The organism is Pseudomonas sp. PLMAX (assembly GCF_046042685.1).
GTDB lineage: Bacteria > Pseudomonadota > Gammaproteobacteria > Pseudomonadales > Pseudomonadaceae > Aquipseudomonas > Aquipseudomonas putida_AE.
Genome location: NZ_CP064949.1, coordinates 4,802,502 through 4,821,840 on the forward strand (window position 1 = coordinate 4,802,502; position 19,339 = coordinate 4,821,840).

Sequence of the window (19,339 nt, forward strand, 5' to 3'; positions counted from 1 at the left end):
AAAAAACTTGAAAGCACCTGGCCGCGCTGCAAAGTTGTCTGTGAACCCATCCAACGCTCATTCCAACAATGAAACCAACCGCGGCTCAATCAGCCCCTCTTCCACTTCGAGCAATGCCAACGTCACCGGCAGCTTGAACCGTCGCGGCCCCGCGCTACCCGGATTAAGGAATAGCCGCTCCCCACGCCACTCTATCCGCGGCTTATGAGAATGCCCGGTAATCACCAGCCTCGTACCTGCATCCAGTACCGCCGGTACGTCAGCCATGTCGTGAACCAGCATGGTCAACCACCCATTGAGGTCGAAACTCAGGTGATCGGCGATGTGCTCCGCCCATGGGGCCGCCTGGTCATTGTTCCCGCGTACGACATGCAGCGGCGCAATCGCCGCCAGTTGCTCGAGGATTTGCGCTTTGCCGATGTCGCCGGCGTGAATGATCCGTTCACAGCCCTGCAACGCCGCGAGGGCTTCGGCGCGGAGCAAGCCGTGGGTATCGGAGATCACGCCAACTTTCATGCAAGGCTCCAGGAATGAATACAGGTCCCCATTGCGTTGTTTGCGTGTTCCGGGATCAGCTGCTTGACTCACTCCGGCACACGGTCAACGACAGGGATGTTCGCCAGCACTACCTTAGCCGAGTCCGGCCTGATCCACGATCTGCACTTTCATTGACTCAGGTCTGAAACCAGTGCGATTAGCGCTGGATAATATTTTTTTCAGGTTTTTCAATAGGCTATAGATGACCGCCCAACTCTTTGCTGTTCATGGCCTGGTGAGTTTCACGCTCGCTATCCTGCTGCTCTTCCTGGGCAAGACGCTGGTCCAGCACAGCACTTTGCTGCGCCAATACTGCATTCCCGAATCGGTGGTCGGCGGTTTTGTCTGTGCGGCGGTCACCAGCGTTTTGTACTTCGGTCTCAACATCCAGGTCGAATTTGACCTGCAAGTTCGCGACACCATGCTGCTGTACTTCTTTGCCGGCATCGGCTTGAAGTCGGACATGCGCCAGTTGATCAAGGGTGGGTGGCCGCTGATGATCCTGCTGGTGCTCGCCACCGTGTTCATCTTCCTGCAAAACGCGCTGGGCATGGGCATGGCCGAGGTCTTCGGGCTTGATCCCAAGGCAGGCCTGATGGTGGGTTCCATCTCCCTCACCGGTGGGATTGGCACTAGCCTGGCCTGGGCACCGCTGTTCGTCGAAAAGCTGGGCATCCAGAACGCGCACGAATTGGGGATCGCCAGCAACACCGTCGGCCTGATTGCCGCCTGTGTGATCGGCGGTCCCATCGCCAACCGGTTGATCCGTCGCCATCAACTCACGCCCTCCCGGGATGAGGGGCTGGAAGTCGGCATTCTCGAGCAACAGCAGAGCAAACCACTGGACTACTACGACGTGCTCTGGGCGTGGATGTGGCTCAACCTGACCTTGATGCTCGGTTATGGGCTCAACCTGGTGCTGGTCGACAGCGGGATCACCCTGCCCAAGTTCGTCAGTTGCCTGTTCGCCGGTATCGTCATTCACCACCTTGTTCGGGCACTGATTGGCGAGCAGCGCCTGAAGTCCTGGAGCGGTGCCAGCCAGGGCTTGTCGCTGATCTCCGACGTTTGTCTAGGGATGTTCTTGACCATGGCGCTGATGGGCTTGCAGTTGTGGCAGCTCAGCGGCGCGTTGCTGTTCATTGCTTGTGCGTTGACCCTGCAGGTCCTGTTGACGGTGCTCTATACGTATTTTGTGGTGTTTCGCTTCATGGGGCGAAACTATGAAGCCAGCGTGATTGCTTCAGGCTTTGGCGGGATTGCGCTCGGTTCTACGGCGACCGCCATCGTCAATATGACGACCGTGACCCAGAAGTATGGTGCGGCTCATCAGGCGTTTCTTATCGTGCCGCTGGTGTGTGGTTTTTTCATTGATCTGGTGAATGCCGTGATTATTGGGATGTTCAGTGGTCTGTAGCGGGTGAAGCTCCACAAATGGCAGGCGCCTCGCAAGGGCGCCCGTTTTGCAGAAGCCACACAAAAATAATGCGAAATAAAATGTGAAGATTATTTCTCTCAAAGCGGATGAAAACAGCCAAAAACCCAATAATTTAGCGCTTGTTAAGCGGTCAACTATGTGAAATAAAATGTGAAGTCTTTTCACGCAGTGCAAACCGCTATGTCCCTGATCACATCAAAATCCTGGCTCGATCCGATACTTCCCGATGCGTTGCCCCCATCGATCATCGCCTTTGCGGATGCGCTGCCCAGAAAGACGCAATTCCTTGCTGGACGCTTACCGCCTGAAACCGCCGCACGCCTTCGCCGTCTCCTGCAAATCACCAATACGTACTATTCGAACCTGATCGAAGGGCAGTACACCGAGCCTGCCGATATGCAGAAAGCGCAGGCAGCCCCGGTCAAGGATCGCAAGCGGCTTAAAAGCCTGGCGGTTGAGCAGATGGCGGTCCAGGCATTGTTCGAACGGACGTTAAGCCAGCGTGGACCATTTCCATGGAGCGCCATGTTCGCCCCTGAGCTGATAAGCACTGCACATGATCGGCTTTTTCGCGGTGCCAGTGATGCAGAACGCACGCTGTCCGATGGCTCAGTAATGCAGCCCGGCGCACTCCGGTCGGTCACAGGCCAGAACGTTGTCGTGGGCAATCATGATGCACCGCACGCTTTTGCAGTTGACGGGATGCTGCGACATCTCCAGGCAGGCTTCGGCCGGCAGACCGACCCGCGTCGTCAGCTTGTTTCTTCGCTTGCCTACCATCATCGTCTCGCATGGGTTCACCCCTTTGCTGACGGAAATGGTCGGGTTGCCCGGTTGATCACTCATTTGCAGTTGGTGCAACTGGGGCTGGAGCCGACACTCTGGTCGCTGTCTCGCGGACTCGCACGACAGCATCAGGATTACTACAGTGCCTTGACCATGGCCGACCGACCACGAGAAGGCGATTTGGACCGACGAGGCCAGTTATCTCAGCGACGCTACTTCGAATTTATCGAGTTCATGCTGCAGGTTTGTCACGATCAGGTGGATTACATGACCGCAGCGGTAGACCCGTCCAAGCTGCGAGAGCGCGTGATACGTGCGTTTCGTTTCAACGAGAAACTTCTACAGCAAGGCATTCGCCCGGAAAGTGCTCCAGCGATCATTGCGCTGATCACCCAAGGTAGTCTGCCGCGCAACGAAATAAAGACATTCACCGGCCTGACACCACGCCCGGCAATCGATGAGCTGTCGCGACTGATCAAAGTCGGCCTGGTGGAAAGCCGAACGCCCAAATCGCGAATCGTCACACCCGGACTGCCTGCGTGGTTTGCCCAGGATATTTTTCCGGATTTGCATCGACGGTTTCAGTAGAATTCATCGACCGCTTACGCTTCACGATGGCAGCTCCAGAGCTAGCGCGCAGCACTCCGGGTACCAGCAAACGCACTCGTACCCAGCCAGCGCCATAGGCTTTGCGCATCCTGCGCCGCGCCGTCTACCCGCAGCTCTTGCGACTGGAGCACTTCCTTAGGTGTACGGTCACCCGCCCACACTTCGGTCAACGCGCGCACGCTGGAATCGACGACGAGCGTCAATTCGCGCCCGGGGTCGTCGCGGCACAGGTCTGCCACGCCCTCCTCGACCACCAGCCACCATTGCTGCTCGCCGGGTCGCGCGTCGCGAAACTTGAACTGGATGATCACCGGCCGGGACGGGAACGTCTCGATGTGCACGAACCGGCGCACGTCCCACATGAGCAGGCCCGCGTCGAGTTGGTCGTCGCGCAGGCGACTGCCGATCCAGCGCGCGCCCCAATGCCCCAGCGCCATGATGATCGGGCGCAGTTCCTCACCCGCCTCGGTCAGGCTGTACTCCCAGACTTTGCCAACCGCCGTGCGATGCACCACGCCGATCTCTTCCAGATGGCGCAGCCGCTGCGCCAGCAGGTTGGTGGACATCCGGGGTACGCCGCGGTGCAGTTCATTGAAGCGTTTGCTGCCGCACAGCAGTTCGCGCACGACCAAGGGTGTCCAGCGCTCGCACAGCGCTTCAGCACCGCGGGCGACCGTGCAGAACTGACCGTAGCTTTCGTCCATCGCCTGCCCTCCCGCTGCTGCAACGCTTCAGATTCTGAACTAGCCGCGCGACTTCGCCACGCGCACGCTCAAGTCTCCTAACAGCCAACCGTCCCAGGAGAACGCCATGACCAGGATCGCCATCATTCAGCGCCCGCCCGTGCTGCTCGATCGCAGCGCGACGATCGCCCGGGCCGTGCAATCGGTCGCCGAGGCTGCGGCAGCGGGCGCCTCGCTGATCGTTTTGCCCGAATCGTACATTCCAGGTTACCCGTCATGGATCTGGCGGCTGGCGGCGGGAAAGGACGGTGCTGTAATGGGTCAGTTGCACACGCGGCTGCTGGCCAACGCCGTCGATATCACCCACGGTGATCTGTGCCAATTGTGCGAGGCTGCCAGGGTCCACGCCGTGACGATCGTGTGCGGCATCAATGAATGCGACCAGTGCAATGGCGGCGGCACGCTCTATAACAGCGTAGTCGTTATCGGTGCGAGCGGCGCCGTGCTCAACCGCCACCGCAAGCTGATGCCGACCAATCCCGAGCGCATGGTGCATGGCTTCGGCGATGCGTCCGGCTTGCGTGCGGTCGATACACCGGTCGGTCGCGTGGGTGCGCTTATCTGCTGGGAAAACTACATGCCGCTGGCGCGCTATGCGCTGTATGCCCAAGGGGTGGAAATCTACGTCGCCCCCACCTACGACACCGGCGAGGGCTGGATCAGCACGATGCGTCACATCGCCCTCGAAGGCCGTTGCTGGGTGCTCGGCAGTGGCAGCGCGCTGCGTGGCAGCGACATTCCCGATGACTTTCCGGCGCGTGCGCAACTGTTTGCCGATCCGGACGAGTGGATCAACGACGGTGACTCGGTGGTGGTCAACCCGCAAGGCCGGATCGTGGCCGGTCCATTGCACCGCGAGGCAGGCATCCTGTATGCGGACATCGACGTCGCACTCGTGGCGCCAGCACGACGGGCGCTCGACGTCACCGGGCACTATGCGCGCCCGGATATTTTCGAACTGCAGGTGCGGCGCACGCCGGCGACCTCGGTTCACTACATCGACAGGTAAAGGCAGGCAACATTCAGGCGAGCGCTCGCCTGACCACTGATCAAGGAGTCATGCCATGAACAATGAACGGACGTACAAAGGCAGTTGTTTTTGCGGCGCAGTCCAGTTCACCGTCAGCGGAGAGCCGGCCGGGATGGGCTATTGCCATTGCGAGTCGTGCCGGCATTGGTCAGCTGGGCCGGTCAATGCCTTCACCTTGTGGAAGCCCGAGGCGGTGCACGTGACTCGGGGGGCTGACAACATTGGCACCTACAACAAGACACCACAGAGTTACCGCAAGTGGTGCAGGACGTGCGGCGGGCATCTCTTCACCGAGCATCCGGGGATGGGGCTGATCGATGTGTATGCCGCGGTCATCCCGGATCTTGAGTATTCGCCAGGGGTGCATGTCCATTATCAGGAGTCGGTGCTGCCCATTAAAGATGGCCTGCCCAAATTCAAGGACGTGCCGAAAGAACTGGGGGGATCGGGTGTTAGCGTGGATGAGTAGGAGCAAGCTTGCTCGCGAAAAGATCGTGAACGATATTACCTGACCGGATACTTGCGACATCTTTGGATTTTTCGCGAGCGAGCTCGCTCCTACATAGGCATGACGGAGTTACCTACATGGAAGTTTCCAACCCATTGCAACCTGCAGAATGCACAGGAATGGAGGACATCAGACGCGAGATCGATGCCCTCGACCAGGCCGTTATCAAGCTGCTGGGCCGGCGTTTTCAGTACGTGCTGGCGGCTTCGAAATTCAAGACCTCTGCGGCTTCGGTGCGTGCCCGGGAGCGATTCGATTCGATGCTGGTAACTCGTCGGGAGTGGGCTGTGGCCGAAGGGCTGAGCCCGGATGCGATCGAAAAGATGTATAGCGATCTGGTGAAGCATTTTATTGCCGAGGAGATGAAACACTGGTCGTCGCAATTGCCCGAGACCTGATTCTCAGGGATTGGATGCCCCTTGAATCAGCGGCGTGAATAAAAACGGACGCTGAGGACTTAAGCAGATCTGTAGGAGCCGGCTTGCTGGCGATAGCGCAGGTACAGTCGACCAAGTCTTCGCCTGACAATCCGCAATCGCCAGCAAGCCGGCTCCTACAGGATTGGGTCTTCACTGACATTTGTGCCGAGGACAGATCATTTCACTTCGACGCATTACATGGATCATCACGCCCACCAGAGGTGGGCCGCTGGCCCTATCAATCCCATCGATGTTCACAATCACGTCAATGAAGTTCTCTTAAAAACTCCGCGGCGTAACATCAGCCCCATACCAACCAACAACACCCCGGAGTACACGATCATGAAACGCCAAACCCTCCTCAGCATCGCTTTCTCGGTTTTTGCAGTTAACGCTTTTGCCGCCACCTCCGTTCAGCCTGTTGTCGCTGAAGGTGACTCGGATCGCCTGATTGAAAGCCGAGTGGCTGAGGGTGGTTCTGACCGCCTGATCGAAAATCGCGTCGCTGCCGATGGTTCCGATCGTCTGCAAGGCAACACCGTCGCCGCCGATGGTTCCGACCGCCTGCAAGGCAACACCGTCGCCGCCGATGGTTCCGACCGCCTGCAAGGCAACACCGTCGCCGCCGATGGTTCCGACCGTCTGCAAGGCAACACCGTCGCCGCCGATGGCTCCGACCGCCTGCAAGGCAACACCGTCGCCGCCGATGGCTCCGACCGCCTGCAAGGCAACACCGTCGCCTGACCCCATCGCTACACCGCAGTACCCAACAAAAAGCCCGGCCTGATCAGCCGGGCTTTTTCGTGTTCACTGCGTTTCACCTGTCTATCAAGGCACTGCATCCATCTTGTTCACCGCCACTCCAGGCGCACCCCGGTTTTCAGCTTTTTCCATGGCCGCCACCAGGTCCTTGGCGCCCGCGCCCCATTTGGAGATGACTTTGAACGTGTCGGTAAAGGACACGTCGAGGGGATGCACGCGGCTCGGCTCGAGGATGTAGATTGCGCCGGCCAGGGGTGTGGGTACCGAGGGGACGAAGATGGTGTAGCGGCCGTCGTCGAACACTTCGATGATGAACGCCGGGACCAGGGCGTCTTCGATCTCGACCAGGGCGGGTTTCCACACGGTCTGGCGACTGTCTCCCGCTATCTGCTGGGTCAGGCTGCGGAATAATCCGTAGCCGGGAATGCGTTCGAACACGCCCGTCTCTACCCGTTTGCGGGCTATCTCGCCCAATCGGGTGCGCAGCGCCACGCCGATCAGGAAGCAGATCACCAACACCAGTATCAATGACAGGAGTTGCTCGGCCGGCAGCCATTCCGGAAGCAACTTCGTAAACGGTCGGACCAGTTGTCCGACGGATTTCATGCCCTTGAGCAAGACCAGGATGGCGAGGTAGATGGGGATGATCACCAGCAAGCCGGCAATGACCCGTTTAGTGAAATACCCCAGTGCCTGGTTCATATGCGCTACCTTTTCTGGATGGGCAGAATGGCTCAGGACTTCTCGCGCCTGGGGGCTGAATTGGCTGCCGGCGCCCTGAAAAACAGCACTGCAAATGTGATATTTGACGATAGTACCCACCCGGCGGTCCCACAAGCACAGGCCGGTAAAGTTGGCTTGGTGGGACTATTGGCCTCGGAGTCGAAGGTATTGCGAGCAGATTTTTTTTGTTTGCTACTATCAATGCACGGCGTCGACGCCGAGGTCCGGGGTTTGCTCAGGCGGCCTGCATTTCCCCGGCATGATGCACTTATTGCAAATCTGCCTGACCACAGGGAGCTGTGATGCGCATTCCATTTTTCTACGCGTTGTCAGCGGTCCTTTTACTGAGCGGCTCCCCCTTCATGGCGCAGTCAGCGGATACAACCGCTACCCCGCCGCCCAACCCTCCCAGTACGACACCCGTCGCGGCACCAACCAAAGACCCCGTATTCACCCAGGAACAACTGGACCAGATGCTGGCGCCCATTGCGCTCTACCCGGACCCGCTGCTGGCACAGATACTGATGGCGTCCACCTACCCCGGGGAAGTCGCCGAGGCGGTCACCTGGTCCAAGGCGCACCCGGACGCCAAGGGCGATGATGCGGTCAAGCAAGTGGCGAACCAGCCCTGGGACCCGAGTGTGCAGGCGCTGGTTGCCTTCCCGCAGGTTTTGGCGACGCTGGGGCAGGATCCGGTCTGGGTCCAGCGCTTGGGTGATGCTTTCCTCGCGCAGCCCGACGATCTCATGAACGGGGTGCAACGCTTGCGTCATCAGGCCCAGGCAGCCGGCAACCTGCAGAGCAACCAGTATCAGAACGTGACGATCCAGAATGCTGCGCCAGCGGCTCCAGCACCGGCGACCACGACTGCGGCGCCGGCCCCTGCTGAGGCCCCATCCAGCAGCAGCTCAACCATCATCATCCAGCCCGCCGATCCGCAGGTGGTATACGTCCCCACCTATAACCCGACAACCACCTACGGCACCTGGGCCTACCCCGCCTCGCCTCCTGCCTACTATCCACCGCCGCCCGCCTATTACCCCGGCCAGGCGCTGATGGCCGGGCTGGCGTTCGGTACCGGGGTGGCGATCGTCGGGGCGCTGTGGGGCGACTGTGACTGGGGCAATAACGACGTCGACATCGACGTCAATCGCTACAACAACATCAACGCCAACAACCGGATCGGCAACAATCAGAACAAGTGGCAGCATAACGCTGCGCATCGCAATGGCGTGCCCTATCGGGACAACAGGAGCCGTGAACAGTACGGCCGGCAGCTGGACGGTGCCAATCAACGTCAGGCCTATCGCGGCGACAACAACGCCCAGCGCGCCCAGGCGCGTGAAAATGCCCGCAGTTCAATGGACAGGGCCGGTATCGAACGGCCTGCCACCAGCAATCTGGAGGCCCGTGATCGGGCGCGCGAAGCCCAGTCCAGGGCTTCGGCCAGCAATCGGATGCAGGCCGGTGCAGACAGACCGAGGACTACCGACAGAAGCCAGGGCACTGCCAGAAACACCCGGGAGAATCAGCAGCCGAGGACTCAGCAAACCAGGAATCAGGCGAATCAACGCATACAGGGCAGCACACAGGCGCGCCAGACAACGCAAAAACGCCAGGCCGCACCTGCCGTCAATAGAGGCAGTGCCCGCAACAATGCCTTCGCAGGCGCGCGCTCACCGTCCCAGGCCAACATGCAAGCCAATCGTGGCCGGGCCAGCCAGGCATCCTATCAGCGCCCCAGCGCCTCACGAGCCGCCGGCCACCAGATCAGTCGGCCATCCAGTCCACCAGCGCGTTCAAGGGGGGGCCGCCGTTGAATAATCATCCTCGAGTAAAGGCAAGGGGCGTGTTTGTACAGGCCCTGGCGATCACTGTCGGCCTGGCCTGGTCGTGCCTGGCAGCGGCGCAGCAGGAGTTTGCGACGCCGGAAAAGGCCGCTCAAGCGTTCGTCGAAGCGCTGGGTACGAAAAACGCCGATCAGAAACGCCTGACCGAATTGCTGGGTGAAAACTGGCGCAGCTACATCCCTCGCGACGGCGCGGAACGCGAAGACGTGGAGGCGTTCCTCAAGCAATACCACCAGCAACACCAGATCGAAAAAATCGCGGACAACAAGGCGCTTCTATCGGTGGGAACTGACCACTGGACGCTGCCTATTCCCATCGTCAAAAGCGCGAACGGTTGGCGCTTCGACCCCAAGGGCGGCAGTGCCGAAATCCGTGCCCGGCAAATTGGCCGCAACGAGCTGGCCGCGGTGCAATCGGCACTGGCCTATCACGATGCCCAGATGGATTACGCCTCGGTGGATCGTGACGGTGACGGCGCACTCGAGTATGCGCAGAACATCTACAGCACCCCCGGCCAGCACGACGGACTCTATTGGGCCGACGACGATAGCGGCCAGATCAGCCCGTTGGGCCCCGAGTTCGGCAAGACCATTGCCGGCGAGCCCTGGCATGGCTACCACTTCCGTATCCTGCTGGGCCAGGGTCCTTCGGCACCGGGCGGGGCCTACAGTTACCTGATCGGCGACAAGATGAGCCGGGGCTTTGCCCTGATCGCCTGGCCGGCAAAATACGGTGAAACCGGGGTGATGAGTTTCATGATCAGTCATGACGGGCAGGTCTTCGAAAAGGACCTGGGACCGGATAGTGAAAAGTTGGCGCAGGCGATGAAACGCTTTGATCCGGATGACAGCTGGAAGGAAGTGCCGGACGACCAGGAGAAGCCGGATTGACTGCAGTTTTGGGCGGGCGAAGTCAATGAAATCGGGCGCGCAAGGCGCCCGTTTTTGTACTCAGTGTCCTGTCCTCAAGCCCCTTACCCGCCAAATGCGCACTAGTTGCCTCTAAAACTGACATTGTTCGCTGTCCACGCCATCGCTCACTTCCAGAGTGATGGCAAACAGCTACTCTCTTCCCGATTTCGCATGCACACCTCAACCAACCCAAAACGATGACCCTGTGGCGAGGGAGCTTGCTCCCGTTCAAACGTCCCGTGCTCGTGTGCAGCCGGAGCAAGCTCCCTCTCCACAGGGTCATCGTCATGAGTACCTGATTGGCAGCCCCCCCTGCTTCGTCCCGGCTCCATGTCATGAAGTAAGCTTTCGTCGGTTTTTTTCAGCCTCCGCCAGTGCCTGGCGAACCAGCGCCCGCGCCGCCCAGGCGCTGGCGTCGAGTGACTCTTCGAAGCTCGCGCCACTGATATCGCGCACGGCAATCAACGCTTCGGTGCCCATCACAATCGACAGCGCCTGCTTCAAGCGTTTGCGCGCCCTGGGAGCAAGCACGTCCTTCATCGAGTCGACAATCGGCTCGATGTAGCTCAGGCGACGGCCCGGTCGCAGGGGCTCGTGGGACTCGTTTTCGAGCCACACGGTCATGAACGAGCGCTCCATCACGTGCAGGCCGACCTCGTCGTCGAGCAAGAGTTTGTTCAGCGCATTCGCCGCCAGGCCGATGCCCTTGACCGGATCGTCGCCCGGGCGCCAGACGCGCTCCAGCGGCGGCATGTCGCGATCGGCCGCCGTCTCGCTGATCAATGCTTCAACCGTGGGAAAGTAGCGATACGCCGTGGCGCGCGAGACCCTGGCGCGCTCGGCTGCTTGCGCCACCGTGGGCTGATGGCCCTCGTCGCGCAAGGCGACGGCGGCCTCGATCAGCGCCTGCCGGGTGCGCAGCTTCTGGTTGACGCGGCCTTGCGAATCGCCGTCGCCGACCGACGGGCCTGGCTCGGATCTTGACTTGGGGCTGGACATGGAATAAATGATACCTTGTCTTGTAATGAGACTCTTGTCTCATTATAGACCCACGGCACCGGACCTGCCACCGCACTTGCGGTCATCACGATTTCAGGGATTTTCCAGCAACTGAGCGCGCCTCAGGGCGCTTGAGGTGAATGCCATGAATCACACTCCCCGTTCGCGAACCTGGTTTCGACTCGCGGCCCTTTACTTTGCCATGGGCGTGCTGCTGGGGGTGGCCATGGGCGCCTCCGGCGACCACTCGCTGTTCGCGGTCCATGCCCATATCAACCTGTTGGGATGGGTGTCGATGGCTTTGTTCGGCGTCATCGCCACACTGCACCCGTGCATGACCGAAGGTCGCGTTGCCACCGTGCAGTTCTGGACCTACAACCTGGGCGTGCCGGTGATGCTCGGCGCATTGACCCTGCGCATGAAGGGCTTCCCGGCAGTCGAACCGCTGATTGGCGTCGCATCGATCCTGATTGGCTTGAGCGTGCTGCTTTTTCTGTGGCTGGTGTTCTCGCGCATCGGCGTGGCTGCCGGGTACTTGAGCCGCGGGACAGGCGAATCGCGCCTGTCCTGACGCGGGTGACCGGCTCGTCACCCAGCCCCGGAACGCTGCCGTTTTATCCGGTACATATCGTCATCCGCCTGGCTGAGCAGCGTATCGGCGTCCTCCCCGTCCGCGGGATAACAGGCGATGCCGATACTGCAGGACGGCATCTTGACTGCACCGGATTCAGCGTCCAGCGGCTCGGCCATGACCGCGAGAATCCGCGCCACGGTCTCGCTGACGGCGCCCTCGGACTGGATGTCCGTCAGCAGTACCGTGAATTCATCGCCGCCCATTCGGGCCACCGTGTCCGTCTCACGCACGCAGCCCTCCAGCCGTCGTGCAATCGTGCTCAGCACACGATCGCCCGCAGCATGGCCATGGACGTCATTGATGCCCTTGAAGTCATCGATATCGAGGAACAGCAAGGCCAGCGTGCTGTTGTGCCGGCGCGCCGTGCGCAGGGCCGTGTCCAGGCGATCATTGAACAGCGCCCGGTTGGCCAGGCCTGTCAGCGGATCATGATGGGCGAGGAAACGCAGTTCCTCCTCGGCCTGCCAGAGGGCCGTCACATTGCGCGCGACACCGATGCGCGCCCCCACTTCCTCGGACCAGAAGGCCGCCCACAGGATGTGGACGATGCCGCCATCCTTGCGGACATAACGGTTGCGGAAGTCGACGTGAGGCTGGCCGTTCATGACCCGGACAATGGAGGCCCGTGTAATCGCCAGGTCGTCAGGGTGCATGTAGTCGGTGATCGCGGTACCGGTCAGCTCGTCGGCACGGTAACCGAGCAGTGCCTCGCAGGCATCGCTCACGAATACGATCTGGTTATGCCTGTCGACCACGAAGACCGTGTCCAGCATCAGATGGATCAGTTTGGGGTAGAGCGCTTGCAGGTCGACGGGCATAGGTCAGGGGAGTCCCGGTTCATATAGCCCGATCATGCCTGATCGCGAAGGGAGGCGGCTAGGCGTCCGGCAGACTTTTGGCTGGCGTGTGCAAAGTCGGGTGAGGGACAGCAAGCGGCCAGCAGCGATGGCCTGCGCAAATTGCGCAGGCCACAATACCGAACAGCTCGCCAGATGCGTCCCTAGCCAGCGCTGATGTTGCCGCAGAACAGCTCGCGACTGCCGTCTGCCGGGCTGGTGCGAACCAGCAAGGCATAGCCGCCCTTGGTCAGTTCGATCAGCGCCACCGGTGCCTGGGCCCAATGCTGGGTACGCGGGGCCAGCGATGGGTAGTCGACACTGTTGGCCTGACGGGTCCGGTACGCCGGTTGTGCTCCCAATTGCTGGCACGAGCCTGCGTAGATAGCCGTGTCGAGGCGGCTGGATACGGCCATGTCGTGGGGGACCCCGCCGACAGTGAGCCAGATGCTGGTTTGGTTGCCCACCGGGCTGAGGGTGGCTCGAGCGATATGTTCTGCGTTTTGCGGGGTAGCATCGAGGGGGACATCGACAACATCAGTTCTGCTCGCGCAGCCTGAAATCGTCCCTACCGCCACTACCAACGCCAGCCAAGATGCTCTGTTCATCACAGGTTTCCTGATTTGAGTTGCGTTGATGTCATCCCCCCTGTGAAGTCTAGTGGCCTGCTCCAGACGCGGGCGCTGGCTGATGGGTGGTCTTGGAAGGAGAGGATTACCCGCGAAAAACGTTAACGCGGTGCAACAGGGCAGGTGCAAAGCGGCCACTGGTCGAGAGGCCCTTGCTCTACAGATGCAGAATACATACATTTGACCCTACAGACTCAATGAAAGGTAATGCAGATGGCCGTCGCCGCCCAGCCCCGCTCTTTCAGCAAAAACCAGTGCGTCACCGGCCTGCGCGCCGCCGTGGGCATTCTGGAAAAGTGGCGCGCCAGCAGCGAGCAGGCCTGCCAGATCCTGCGCATTTCCCGCAGCACCTACACCCGCGCACGCCAGCATGACCCTGATTGGGCGGTGGCGCTGGATGCCGATCAGATGCAGCGCATCAGCTTTGTGCTGAACATCCACGCCACGTTGCGCCTGGTGTTCGATAACCCGGACAATGTGTATGGCTTCGTGTCGATGGCCAACGACAACGAGTTTTTCAATGGGCGTTCGCCGCTGGCGATCATGGCCCAGGGCGACATGGTTTCGCTGTACGAGACCTTTCGGCGCATCGATATGCTGCGGGGCGCGTTATGGTGAAGTTGAGCGCGCTGGCGGATTTTGCCGGGCAGGCGTTGCAGGCTTATCGGCTGGTCAATTCGAAGTTTCCACCGATTGCGTTGTTCGATGACGTGGCGAGCGCGGATGAATTCGAGGTGCTGTTCGAGATTCAGGCGCTGACCAATCCACGACTGAAGAATGAAGTCGGTCAGCTTGAGTTGATCCCGCGGGGCGAGATCCCGTTCGGGATTGCCGGCTGCTCGTACGCCACCGCCCCCTTCACTCACATCAACCCGGCGGGCTCGCGGTTCAGCGATGGCAGTTTTGGCGTGTTGTACCTGGCCGACTCCATGGAAACGGCCCTGGCCGAGGTGCGGCATCACCAGAGCCTGTACTGGTCGAAGCTGCCGGCCCTGAACTATGAGCGGTTTGTGTTCCGCGGCCTGACCTGTTCATTCATGGATACGGGAATGAAAGACGCCACCGCCCTGCCGATCAACGATCCGGTGTATGCACCTGACGACTACAGCCACTCCCGCGTGCTGGGCCGGGCGATCAGGAAGGCCGGTTGCCCTGGCCTGCGTTATCGTTCGGTGCGCCTGCCGGGCAGTGTCTGCTGGGCGCTGATGACGCCCCGGCCTGTCACTTCGATTATCCAGACCGCCCATTACGAGATGGTCTGGAACGGCCAGATCACCAGCGTCAGCCAGATCAACGAGGCCTGAGGTCAGCAGCCACGACCTGTGTCTGGACTCTCGATCTCAATGCCTGGACATCAGCCCATGCAGCACGCCCAGTCTCAACCCTGGTTCGGAGGGCGTCATGTGCAACACACCGAATACCTTGAACGCCGCCAGCATCGCCACCAGGCCACCGGGCAGGATGCTCAGGCGATGGGCTTGCAGGCCCGCCAGCTTGAGTTGCCTGACATGCCCGACTTCCAACAGCCGCAATGACAAGCGCAGCAGGCCGCTGTAGGTGATACCGTTTTGGCCGTCGTCGTTCAGCCCGTTGGCCTTGAGCACCTTGGCCAGCATCCGCGCGGTGCCGGAAGAGCCAATGGCCTGCTGCCAACCCAGCGCGCGATAACGCCGTGCGACCTTTTCGAACTGCAGGGTGGCGACCCGCTCGGCTTCGAGCAGCGCCTTGGCCGTGATCACACCGCCGGCAAAGTAGCGCGCCCCCAGGGTGCCGCTGCCGATGGCGATGCTTTCGGTGACGAGAGGTTGTGCGCCCTTGCCCAGGATCAATTCGGTGGAGCCGCCGCCGATGTCCACCACCAGCCGCATGCGCTCCGGATCGGGATTCGTATGCGCAACCCCGGCGTACACCAGCCGGGCCTCTTCATGCCCGGAGATGACATCGATACGAAACCCCAGGTGGCGCTCGGCGCTGGCGAGGAACAGTTGCGCGTTCTCGGCTTCGCGCACGGCACTGGTGGCCACCGCCCGCACGCGACCGGCTTCGAAGCCGCGCAGTTTCTTGCCGAAGCGCGCCAGGGCTTGCCAGCCACGGTCCAACGCCAGCTCGTCGAGCGCGCCGCCCTGCAAGCCTTCCGCCAGACGTACGGGTTCTCGCAGGGTCTTCACTTCCTGGATCACGATCTGCTGGCTGCGCCGGACTTGCTGGCCAATCATCATGCGAAACGCGTTGGAGCCCAGGTCAATGGCCGCAAATAGCGAGGCGTCGCCTTTCATGGTGGGGGTTCCTGGCAAATTCATCGGCCCGTGACGGGTCTGTCGCCCATGGCGGTTGCGCGGATGTTGCCATGGGTTCAGTGACACCCTGATGACAGGGCGCACGCTCGGGTAGCCCGTCGATCAAGTACGGGTTTTCGATTTCCAGGAAGAGCGCTGGCTGGGGCGCACATTCAAGCGACTACAGGCAACAGCGTTTGCCGATCCGGCAAAAACACGATGCCGAAATCTCCACATCCGCCCGGGCCATGGCCAGGTTGAGGCGAACCTGCCCAGCGGCCGCTTCGGCATCGCGACCCAGTCGCTTCAAACATTCCACGTAGCCGTGCAGGCTCCACACATTGTCCAGGTGCCAGGACGCGCGACTGAGGGTGTTGTCCAGGCCCAGGTCGGCACGGTAGGCCTGCAGGGCTTCTTCCACCCTGCCCTGCTCCAGCAGCAGTGCGCCCAGGGCGTGGCGCACCGGTTGCATCCAGCCCCAGGGCTCGTCGTAAGGCAGGTGATCGTCCAACGACTGCGCTTCACGCAGATGCGCGAAGGCTTCGTCGAAGTTGCCTTTGCGGTACTCGATTTCGCCGCGCAGCATGCCCGCGGCCACGGCCAGGATATCGTTGCATCGGTTGTTGAAGAGGTAGCGTGTGTCCGGCACACGGGCCCAGGCCTCGAGGAACAGGTGATGCTCGGTTTCGGCCTCGGCGACCTGCCCGCAGGCCGCATGGGCCACGCCTTTGGCGTAGTGCAGCATGGCCGTGGTCACGCAGTACAGCGCCTGGTCGGCGGGCAGTGGCGTGGCGAGGATGTCTTGCCATCTGCCGAAGCGGATCTGCACGTGGAGCTTCATCGACACGAAGCTTTCCAGCCAGTCGGCCATGGGCGGTTTTTCCACCCGCAGCAGGTCTTCCTTGATGGTATCGGCCAGTTGTTCGGCGGCTTCCAGGGACGGTTGGTACTGGCCGAGGAACATCGCCGAGTAGAGTTTGAAGTGATAGTTGTGGCTGCGGTACAGGGTGTAGAAATTGATCGGACCCTCCTCGGCCAGATACAGGCTGTCGGCCTGGATGGCCCGGTGATTGGTGATCATGGCCCCGCGGTAATCGCCGCAGAGCACGTCGATGTGCGACGGCATATGGCGCAGGTGTCCGGCATCCGGCACCAGGTCACGCAGGACATCACCGGCGCGCAAGGCCCGTTCCGGGTACGGCGACATTTCCAGGGTGTGGACGTACATGTGCAGCACGCCAGGGTGCGGTGCGTCGCCGTGTTGCTCCATGTGGTGCAGGGCCCGTTCGAGCACGGCCACCGTTTCGAGGGTGTCGGCACCGGCTACTGGCTCGCCGGTTTTCAGGTCCCACAACTGCCAGGGCGTGCGGTCGATCAGCGCTTCGGCGAACAGCGCCACCACGTCGGGATCGTCGGGAAAGCCGTGGTAGACATCGCGCATGGACGCCGCATAGGCATCGTTCCAGGTGAAGAGTTCATCAACGCTGCTCGCCTGTTCGGCCTGGTAGCGTTGCTGCAGCGCGCGGATCAGGGCCTCTTCCACCGGCGTCGCGCCGTCGAGGTGCACCAGGGCGATTTGCGTCGCCAGGCGCGCCTGGGCCACGGCCTCCTTGAGCTCTTGTTCGATGAAGGCGTCCCAGCGCTTGTTGTAGTTGGGCCCCGAGGCATAGGCGATGCCCCAGTAGGCCATCGCGCAGTTGCGGTCGTGTTCCAGGGCCTTCTGGAAACAGCGGATGGCTTCGTCGTGGTTGTAGCCGTAGCACCACATCAGGCCGCGGTCGAACCACAGCTGGGCCTGGGGTGAACTGGTCGTCACGGGGCGGCTGTAGGTGCCCAGATCGTAATAGTCGTGCATCGGTTTATCCTCTCGATCAGAGTGCGGAACCTGCGAAAAACCAGCATACCCCTGCGCACCTGGCCCGGCGCCGCAACTGACGACAGGCTACGCCCTGTCATCACGCTCGCCACAGGTGTGGCGCTTGCTACATCAATACCGTCGATGTTCACCATCACGTCAATGAAGTTCTCTTAAAAATCCTGCGGCGTAACATTGGCTCATACCAACCAACAACACCCCGGAGTACACGATCATGAAACGCCAAACCCTCCTCAGCATCGCTTTCTCGGTTTTTGCAGTTAACGCTTTTGCCGCTACCTCTGCTGCGCCTGTTGTCGCTGAGGGTGGCTCAGATCGACTGATTGAAAGCCGTGTGGCTGAGGGTGGTTCTGACCGCCTGATCGAAAATCGCGTCGCTGCCGATGGTTCGGATCGTCTGCCAGGCAACACTGTTGCCGCCGATGGCTCCGACCGCTTGCAAGGCAACACTGTTGCTGCCGATGGTTCGGACCGCCTGCAAGGCAACACCGTCGCTGCCGATGGTTCGGACCGCCTGCAAGGCAACACCGTTGCTGCCGATGGTTCGGACCGCCTGCAAGGCAACACTGTCGCCGCCGACGGCTCCGACCGCCTGCAAGGCAACACTGTCGCCTGACCCCATCGCTTCACCGCACCGACGAAAAAGCCCGGCCTGATCAGCCGGGCTTTTTCGTCGGTGCAATCAAGCCACGGCGTTGCAGGGTTCTTCCCCTGGTTCGTGATCGTCTATCCTGTGGGCCCGATTCTACCCGTGCCGCCGGAGACACCTGTGCCACCCCTGACAGCCCGAGAGGTTTACCAGCAATTGCGCGATGCCGCCCTGGGCCTGCGCCCGCTCAAGCGCCTTGACGAACGACCCGGTCCGGTACAGGTGGACATCGAGGGCTGGCGTTTGAGCCTCGATGTCGACGACAGCCGCCTGCACCACTGCCTGCATTGCCAGAGCCCGGACGGCCGAGCGTTCGACGGCGGGCCGCGTTTCGGTACCGACCCGGTGAGTTTGCTCAGCACCTGGGAGCTGGCGCAGATCGAGCGGCTGTTGGCCGGCGACTGAATTCGGGCCGAGGCATCGCGAAAGTGTTCGTTCAACTATCGTTCATCTGTCTCAGCTGTGATACATAAGACTTGATGCGCATCCCGTCACCAAGAGGTTGCTTATGTTCCACTGCCCACGCTTGCCGCAAGCGCTGACTTGCTCGCTGTTCGGCTTACTCGCCAGCGTCGCCAACGCCGCTGCGCCCTCCCCGGCACCCGAAACGCTGCAGCCACTGCTGAACACCATCAACGAGCGCCTGAACGTTTCCGATCTGGTGGCGCTGACCAAGTGGGACACGGGCAAACCGATCCAGGATACCGCCCGGGAAACCCTGCTGATCAATAACGCCAGGAAGCAGGCAACCGGTAGCAACGTGGACCCGGACGAAGCCGCCGACTTGATTGCCGCCCAGATCGAAGCCAACAAACTGGTGCAGTACGGCCTGATCGCGCAATGGCAAGCGGCGCACAAGGCGCCCGACATGCCACGCCCGGACCTCACCCAACTGCGGGCAAAGCAGGATGAGTTGCAAGCCCGCCTGTTGCAGCAATACGCCGATTTCGTGCCCTATCGCGTCGACCCGGATTGCCCGCAGTGGCTGGCTGAGCAGCGCGCCGGCTTGATCAAGGATGCCCTGCACGGCCAGGCGCTGATCCGCGCCACCGGAGAATTGTGCGTCACCGATCTATGATCGAAACCAACTCATTTCTCGCAGCCATACTCGATCTACTGTGAGA

The 19,339-nt window shown here is 61.1% G+C and carries 23 protein-coding genes; 15 read left to right on the forward strand and 8 right to left on the reverse strand.

The features are described 5' to 3' along the window. Positions 1–57 precede the first annotated feature (57 nt). Positions 58–516 (reverse strand): metallophosphoesterase family protein, encoded by a 459-nt coding sequence (locus tag DKB71_RS21745; protein WP_408597338.1) that lies wholly within the window; start codon positions 514–516, stop codon positions 58–60. Between the two features lie 223 nt (positions 517–739). On the opposite strand from DKB71_RS21745, the gene gltS reads away from it, so the two are divergent. Both gltS and DKB71_RS21755 read left to right on the forward strand, forming a co-directional pair. Continuing rightward, positions 740–1,954 (forward strand): sodium/glutamate symporter, encoded by a 1,215-nt coding sequence (gene gltS / locus DKB71_RS21750; protein ID WP_408597340.1) that lies wholly within the window; start codon positions 740–742, stop codon positions 1,952–1,954. Positions 1,955–2,155: 201 nt separating this feature from the next. Then, complete coding sequence (locus DKB71_RS21755) at positions 2,156–3,349, forward strand: Fic family protein (RefSeq protein WP_408597342.1); 1,194 nt, start codon at positions 2,156–2,158, stop codon at positions 3,347–3,349. Positions 3,350–3,390: 41 nt separating this feature from the next. Here the strand turns inward: DKB71_RS21755 and DKB71_RS21760 are convergent, their stop codons facing one another. Beyond that, entirely contained in the window at positions 3,391–4,074 is a 684-nt protein-coding gene (locus DKB71_RS21760; protein ID WP_274076625.1) for a helix-turn-helix domain-containing protein, read from the reverse strand. Positions 4,075–4,180: 106 nt separating this feature from the next. Here DKB71_RS21760 and DKB71_RS21765 point away from each other — a divergent pair, with 106 nt between their 5' ends. The 4 genes from DKB71_RS21765 to DKB71_RS21780 all read left to right on the forward strand — a co-directional run bounded on the left by DKB71_RS21765 (position 4,181) and on the right by DKB71_RS21780 (position 6,814). Next, positions 4,181–5,122, forward strand: coding sequence for a carbon-nitrogen hydrolase family protein (locus DKB71_RS21765; protein ID WP_408597344.1), 942 nt, complete (start codon positions 4,181–4,183; stop codon positions 5,120–5,122). Between the two features lie 55 nt (positions 5,123–5,177). Next, complete coding sequence (locus DKB71_RS21770) at positions 5,178–5,612, forward strand: GFA family protein (RefSeq protein ID WP_408597346.1); 435 nt, start codon at positions 5,178–5,180, stop codon at positions 5,610–5,612. A 116-nt stretch (positions 5,613–5,728) separates the two neighbouring features. Continuing rightward, on the forward strand, positions 5,729–6,049 hold the full coding sequence (locus DKB71_RS21775) for an isochorismate lyase (protein ID WP_408597348.1): 321 nt from the start codon (positions 5,729–5,731) through the stop codon (positions 6,047–6,049). 363 nt (positions 6,050–6,412) lie between these two features. Beyond that, positions 6,413–6,814: a hypothetical protein gene (locus DKB71_RS21780; RefSeq protein ID WP_408597350.1), complete on the forward strand. Its 402-nt coding sequence runs from the start codon at positions 6,413–6,415 to the stop codon at positions 6,812–6,814. Between the two features lie 84 nt (positions 6,815–6,898). On the opposite strand, the gene DKB71_RS21785 is transcribed toward DKB71_RS21780, so the two are convergent. Continuing rightward, positions 6,899–7,534 carry a hypothetical protein gene (locus DKB71_RS21785; protein WP_408597352.1) on the reverse strand — a complete coding sequence of 212 codons (636 nt, stop codon included), beginning with the start codon at positions 7,532–7,534 and terminating at the stop codon, positions 6,899–6,901. Positions 7,535–7,561: 27 nt separating this feature from the next. Here DKB71_RS21785 and DKB71_RS21790 point away from each other — a divergent pair, with 27 nt between their 5' ends. From DKB71_RS21790 to DKB71_RS21800, 3 genes are read left to right on the forward strand one after another with little or no spacing between them, the layout of a single operon-like run. Continuing rightward, complete coding sequence (locus DKB71_RS21790; protein ID WP_408597354.1) at positions 7,562–7,858, forward strand: hypothetical protein; 297 nt, start codon at positions 7,562–7,564, stop codon at positions 7,856–7,858. Next, the gene (locus DKB71_RS21795) at positions 7,858–9,375 is read left to right on the forward strand and encodes a DUF3300 domain-containing protein (RefSeq protein ID WP_323627722.1); all 1,518 of its coding nucleotides are present in this window, start codon (positions 7,858–7,860) and stop codon (positions 9,373–9,375) included. The genes DKB71_RS21790 and DKB71_RS21795 overlap by 1 nt, the downstream gene beginning before the upstream one ends. 29 nt (positions 9,376–9,404) lie before the next feature. Then, complete coding sequence (locus DKB71_RS21800; RefSeq protein WP_274076618.1) at positions 9,405–10,295, forward strand: DUF2950 domain-containing protein; 891 nt, start codon at positions 9,405–9,407, stop codon at positions 10,293–10,295. Positions 10,296–10,649: 354 nt separating this feature from the next. Here the strand turns inward: DKB71_RS21800 and DKB71_RS21805 are convergent, their stop codons facing one another. Next, complete coding sequence (locus DKB71_RS21805; RefSeq protein ID WP_408597357.1) at positions 10,650–11,315, reverse strand: TetR/AcrR family transcriptional regulator; 666 nt, start codon at positions 11,313–11,315, stop codon at positions 10,650–10,652. A 145-nt stretch (positions 11,316–11,460) separates the two neighbouring features. On the opposite strand from DKB71_RS21805, the gene DKB71_RS21810 reads away from it, so the two are divergent. After that, the gene (locus tag DKB71_RS21810) at positions 11,461–11,886 is read left to right on the forward strand and encodes a hypothetical protein (RefSeq protein ID WP_274076616.1); all 426 of its coding nucleotides are present in this window, start codon (positions 11,461–11,463) and stop codon (positions 11,884–11,886) included. A gap of 17 nt (positions 11,887–11,903) precedes the next feature. Here DKB71_RS21810 and DKB71_RS21815 read toward each other — a convergent pair whose 3' ends face one another. Beyond that, the gene (locus DKB71_RS21815) at positions 11,904–12,767 is read right to left on the reverse strand and encodes a sensor domain-containing diguanylate cyclase (protein WP_323627717.1); all 864 of its coding nucleotides are present in this window, start codon (positions 12,765–12,767) and stop codon (positions 11,904–11,906) included. A gap of 182 nt (positions 12,768–12,949) precedes the next feature. Then, the gene (locus DKB71_RS21820) at positions 12,950–13,393 is read right to left on the reverse strand and encodes a hypothetical protein (protein WP_408597360.1); all 444 of its coding nucleotides are present in this window, start codon (positions 13,391–13,393) and stop codon (positions 12,950–12,952) included. Between the two features lie 234 nt (positions 13,394–13,627). On the opposite strand from DKB71_RS21820, the gene DKB71_RS21825 reads away from it, so the two are divergent. Both DKB71_RS21825 and DKB71_RS21830 read left to right on the forward strand, forming a co-directional pair. Beyond that, positions 13,628–14,032 (forward strand): antitoxin Xre-like helix-turn-helix domain-containing protein, encoded by a 405-nt coding sequence (locus DKB71_RS21825; protein WP_408597362.1) that lies wholly within the window; start codon positions 13,628–13,630, stop codon positions 14,030–14,032. Beyond that, positions 14,026–14,718: an RES family NAD+ phosphorylase gene (locus tag DKB71_RS21830; protein ID WP_274076613.1), complete on the forward strand. Its 693-nt coding sequence runs from the start codon at positions 14,026–14,028 to the stop codon at positions 14,716–14,718. The genes DKB71_RS21825 and DKB71_RS21830 overlap by 7 nt, the downstream gene beginning before the upstream one ends. A gap of 36 nt (positions 14,719–14,754) precedes the next feature. Here the strand turns inward: DKB71_RS21830 and DKB71_RS21835 are convergent, their stop codons facing one another. Both DKB71_RS21835 and DKB71_RS21840 read right to left on the reverse strand, forming a co-directional pair. After that, the gene (locus tag DKB71_RS21835; protein WP_274076612.1) at positions 14,755–15,690 is read right to left on the reverse strand and encodes a Ppx/GppA family phosphatase; all 936 of its coding nucleotides are present in this window, start codon (positions 15,688–15,690) and stop codon (positions 14,755–14,757) included. 181 nt (positions 15,691–15,871) lie between these two features. Continuing rightward, positions 15,872–17,545, reverse strand: a complete 1,674-nt coding sequence (locus DKB71_RS21840) for a hypothetical protein (RefSeq protein ID WP_408597365.1) — start codon at positions 17,543–17,545, stop codon at positions 15,872–15,874. Between the two features lie 235 nt (positions 17,546–17,780). Here DKB71_RS21840 and DKB71_RS21845 point away from each other — a divergent pair, with 235 nt between their 5' ends. The 3 genes from DKB71_RS21845 (at position 17,781) to DKB71_RS21855 (ending at position 19,293) form a co-directional block, all read left to right on the forward strand. Next, positions 17,781–18,182 carry a hypothetical protein gene (locus DKB71_RS21845; RefSeq protein WP_408597367.1) on the forward strand — a complete coding sequence of 134 codons (402 nt, stop codon included), beginning with the start codon at positions 17,781–17,783 and terminating at the stop codon, positions 18,180–18,182. 153 nt (positions 18,183–18,335) lie between these two features. After that, complete coding sequence (locus tag DKB71_RS21850) at positions 18,336–18,620, forward strand: hypothetical protein (RefSeq protein ID WP_274076610.1); 285 nt, start codon at positions 18,336–18,338, stop codon at positions 18,618–18,620. A 103-nt stretch (positions 18,621–18,723) separates the two neighbouring features. Next, positions 18,724–19,293, forward strand: coding sequence for a chorismate mutase (locus DKB71_RS21855; protein ID WP_408597369.1), 570 nt, complete (start codon positions 18,724–18,726; stop codon positions 19,291–19,293). The last annotated feature ends 46 nt before the right edge of the window (positions 19,294–19,339 follow it).

Bases quoted from the DNA above. Each gene is read 5' to 3' on its own strand.
- DKB71_RS21745 (WP_408597338.1), bottom strand. From the start codon at position 516: ATGAAAGTTGGCGTGATCTCCGATACCCACGGCTTGCTCCGCGCCGAA.
- gltS (WP_408597340.1), top strand. From the start codon at position 740: ATGACCGCCCAACTCTTTGCTGTTCATGGCCTGGTGAGTTTCACGCTC.
- DKB71_RS21755 (WP_408597342.1), top strand. From the start codon at position 2,156: ATGTCCCTGATCACATCAAAATCCTGGCTCGATCCGATACTTCCCGAT.
- DKB71_RS21760 (WP_274076625.1), bottom strand. From the start codon at position 4,074: ATGGACGAAAGCTACGGTCAGTTCTGCACGGTCGCCCGCGGTGCTGAA.
- DKB71_RS21765 (WP_408597344.1), top strand. From the start codon at position 4,181: ATGACCAGGATCGCCATCATTCAGCGCCCGCCCGTGCTGCTCGATCGC.
- DKB71_RS21770 (WP_408597346.1), top strand. From the start codon at position 5,178: ATGAACAATGAACGGACGTACAAAGGCAGTTGTTTTTGCGGCGCAGTC.
- DKB71_RS21775 (WP_408597348.1), top strand. From the start codon at position 5,729: ATGGAAGTTTCCAACCCATTGCAACCTGCAGAATGCACAGGAATGGAG.
- DKB71_RS21780 (WP_408597350.1), top strand. From the start codon at position 6,413: ATGAAACGCCAAACCCTCCTCAGCATCGCTTTCTCGGTTTTTGCAGTT.
- DKB71_RS21785 (WP_408597352.1), bottom strand. From the start codon at position 7,534: ATGAACCAGGCACTGGGGTATTTCACTAAACGGGTCATTGCCGGCTTG.
- DKB71_RS21790 (WP_408597354.1), top strand. From the start codon at position 7,562: ATGGCTCAGGACTTCTCGCGCCTGGGGGCTGAATTGGCTGCCGGCGCC.
- DKB71_RS21795 (WP_323627722.1), top strand. From the start codon at position 7,858: ATGCGCATTCCATTTTTCTACGCGTTGTCAGCGGTCCTTTTACTGAGC.
- DKB71_RS21805 (WP_408597357.1), bottom strand. From the start codon at position 11,315: ATGTCCAGCCCCAAGTCAAGATCCGAGCCAGGCCCGTCGGTCGGCGAC.
- DKB71_RS21810 (WP_274076616.1), top strand. From the start codon at position 11,461: ATGAATCACACTCCCCGTTCGCGAACCTGGTTTCGACTCGCGGCCCTT.
- DKB71_RS21815 (WP_323627717.1), bottom strand. From the start codon at position 12,767: ATGCCCGTCGACCTGCAAGCGCTCTACCCCAAACTGATCCATCTGATG.
- DKB71_RS21820 (WP_408597360.1), bottom strand. From the start codon at position 13,393: ATGAACAGAGCATCTTGGCTGGCGTTGGTAGTGGCGGTAGGGACGATT.
- DKB71_RS21825 (WP_408597362.1), top strand. From the start codon at position 13,628: ATGGCCGTCGCCGCCCAGCCCCGCTCTTTCAGCAAAAACCAGTGCGTC.
- DKB71_RS21830 (WP_274076613.1), top strand. From the start codon at position 14,026: ATGGTGAAGTTGAGCGCGCTGGCGGATTTTGCCGGGCAGGCGTTGCAG.
- DKB71_RS21835 (WP_274076612.1), bottom strand. From the start codon at position 15,690: ATGAAAGGCGACGCCTCGCTATTTGCGGCCATTGACCTGGGCTCCAAC.
- DKB71_RS21840 (WP_408597365.1), bottom strand. From the start codon at position 17,545: ATGCACGACTATTACGATCTGGGCACCTACAGCCGCCCCGTGACGACC.
- DKB71_RS21845 (WP_408597367.1), top strand. From the start codon at position 17,781: ATGAAACGCCAAACCCTCCTCAGCATCGCTTTCTCGGTTTTTGCAGTT.
- DKB71_RS21855 (WP_408597369.1), top strand. From the start codon at position 18,724: ATGTTCCACTGCCCACGCTTGCCGCAAGCGCTGACTTGCTCGCTGTTC.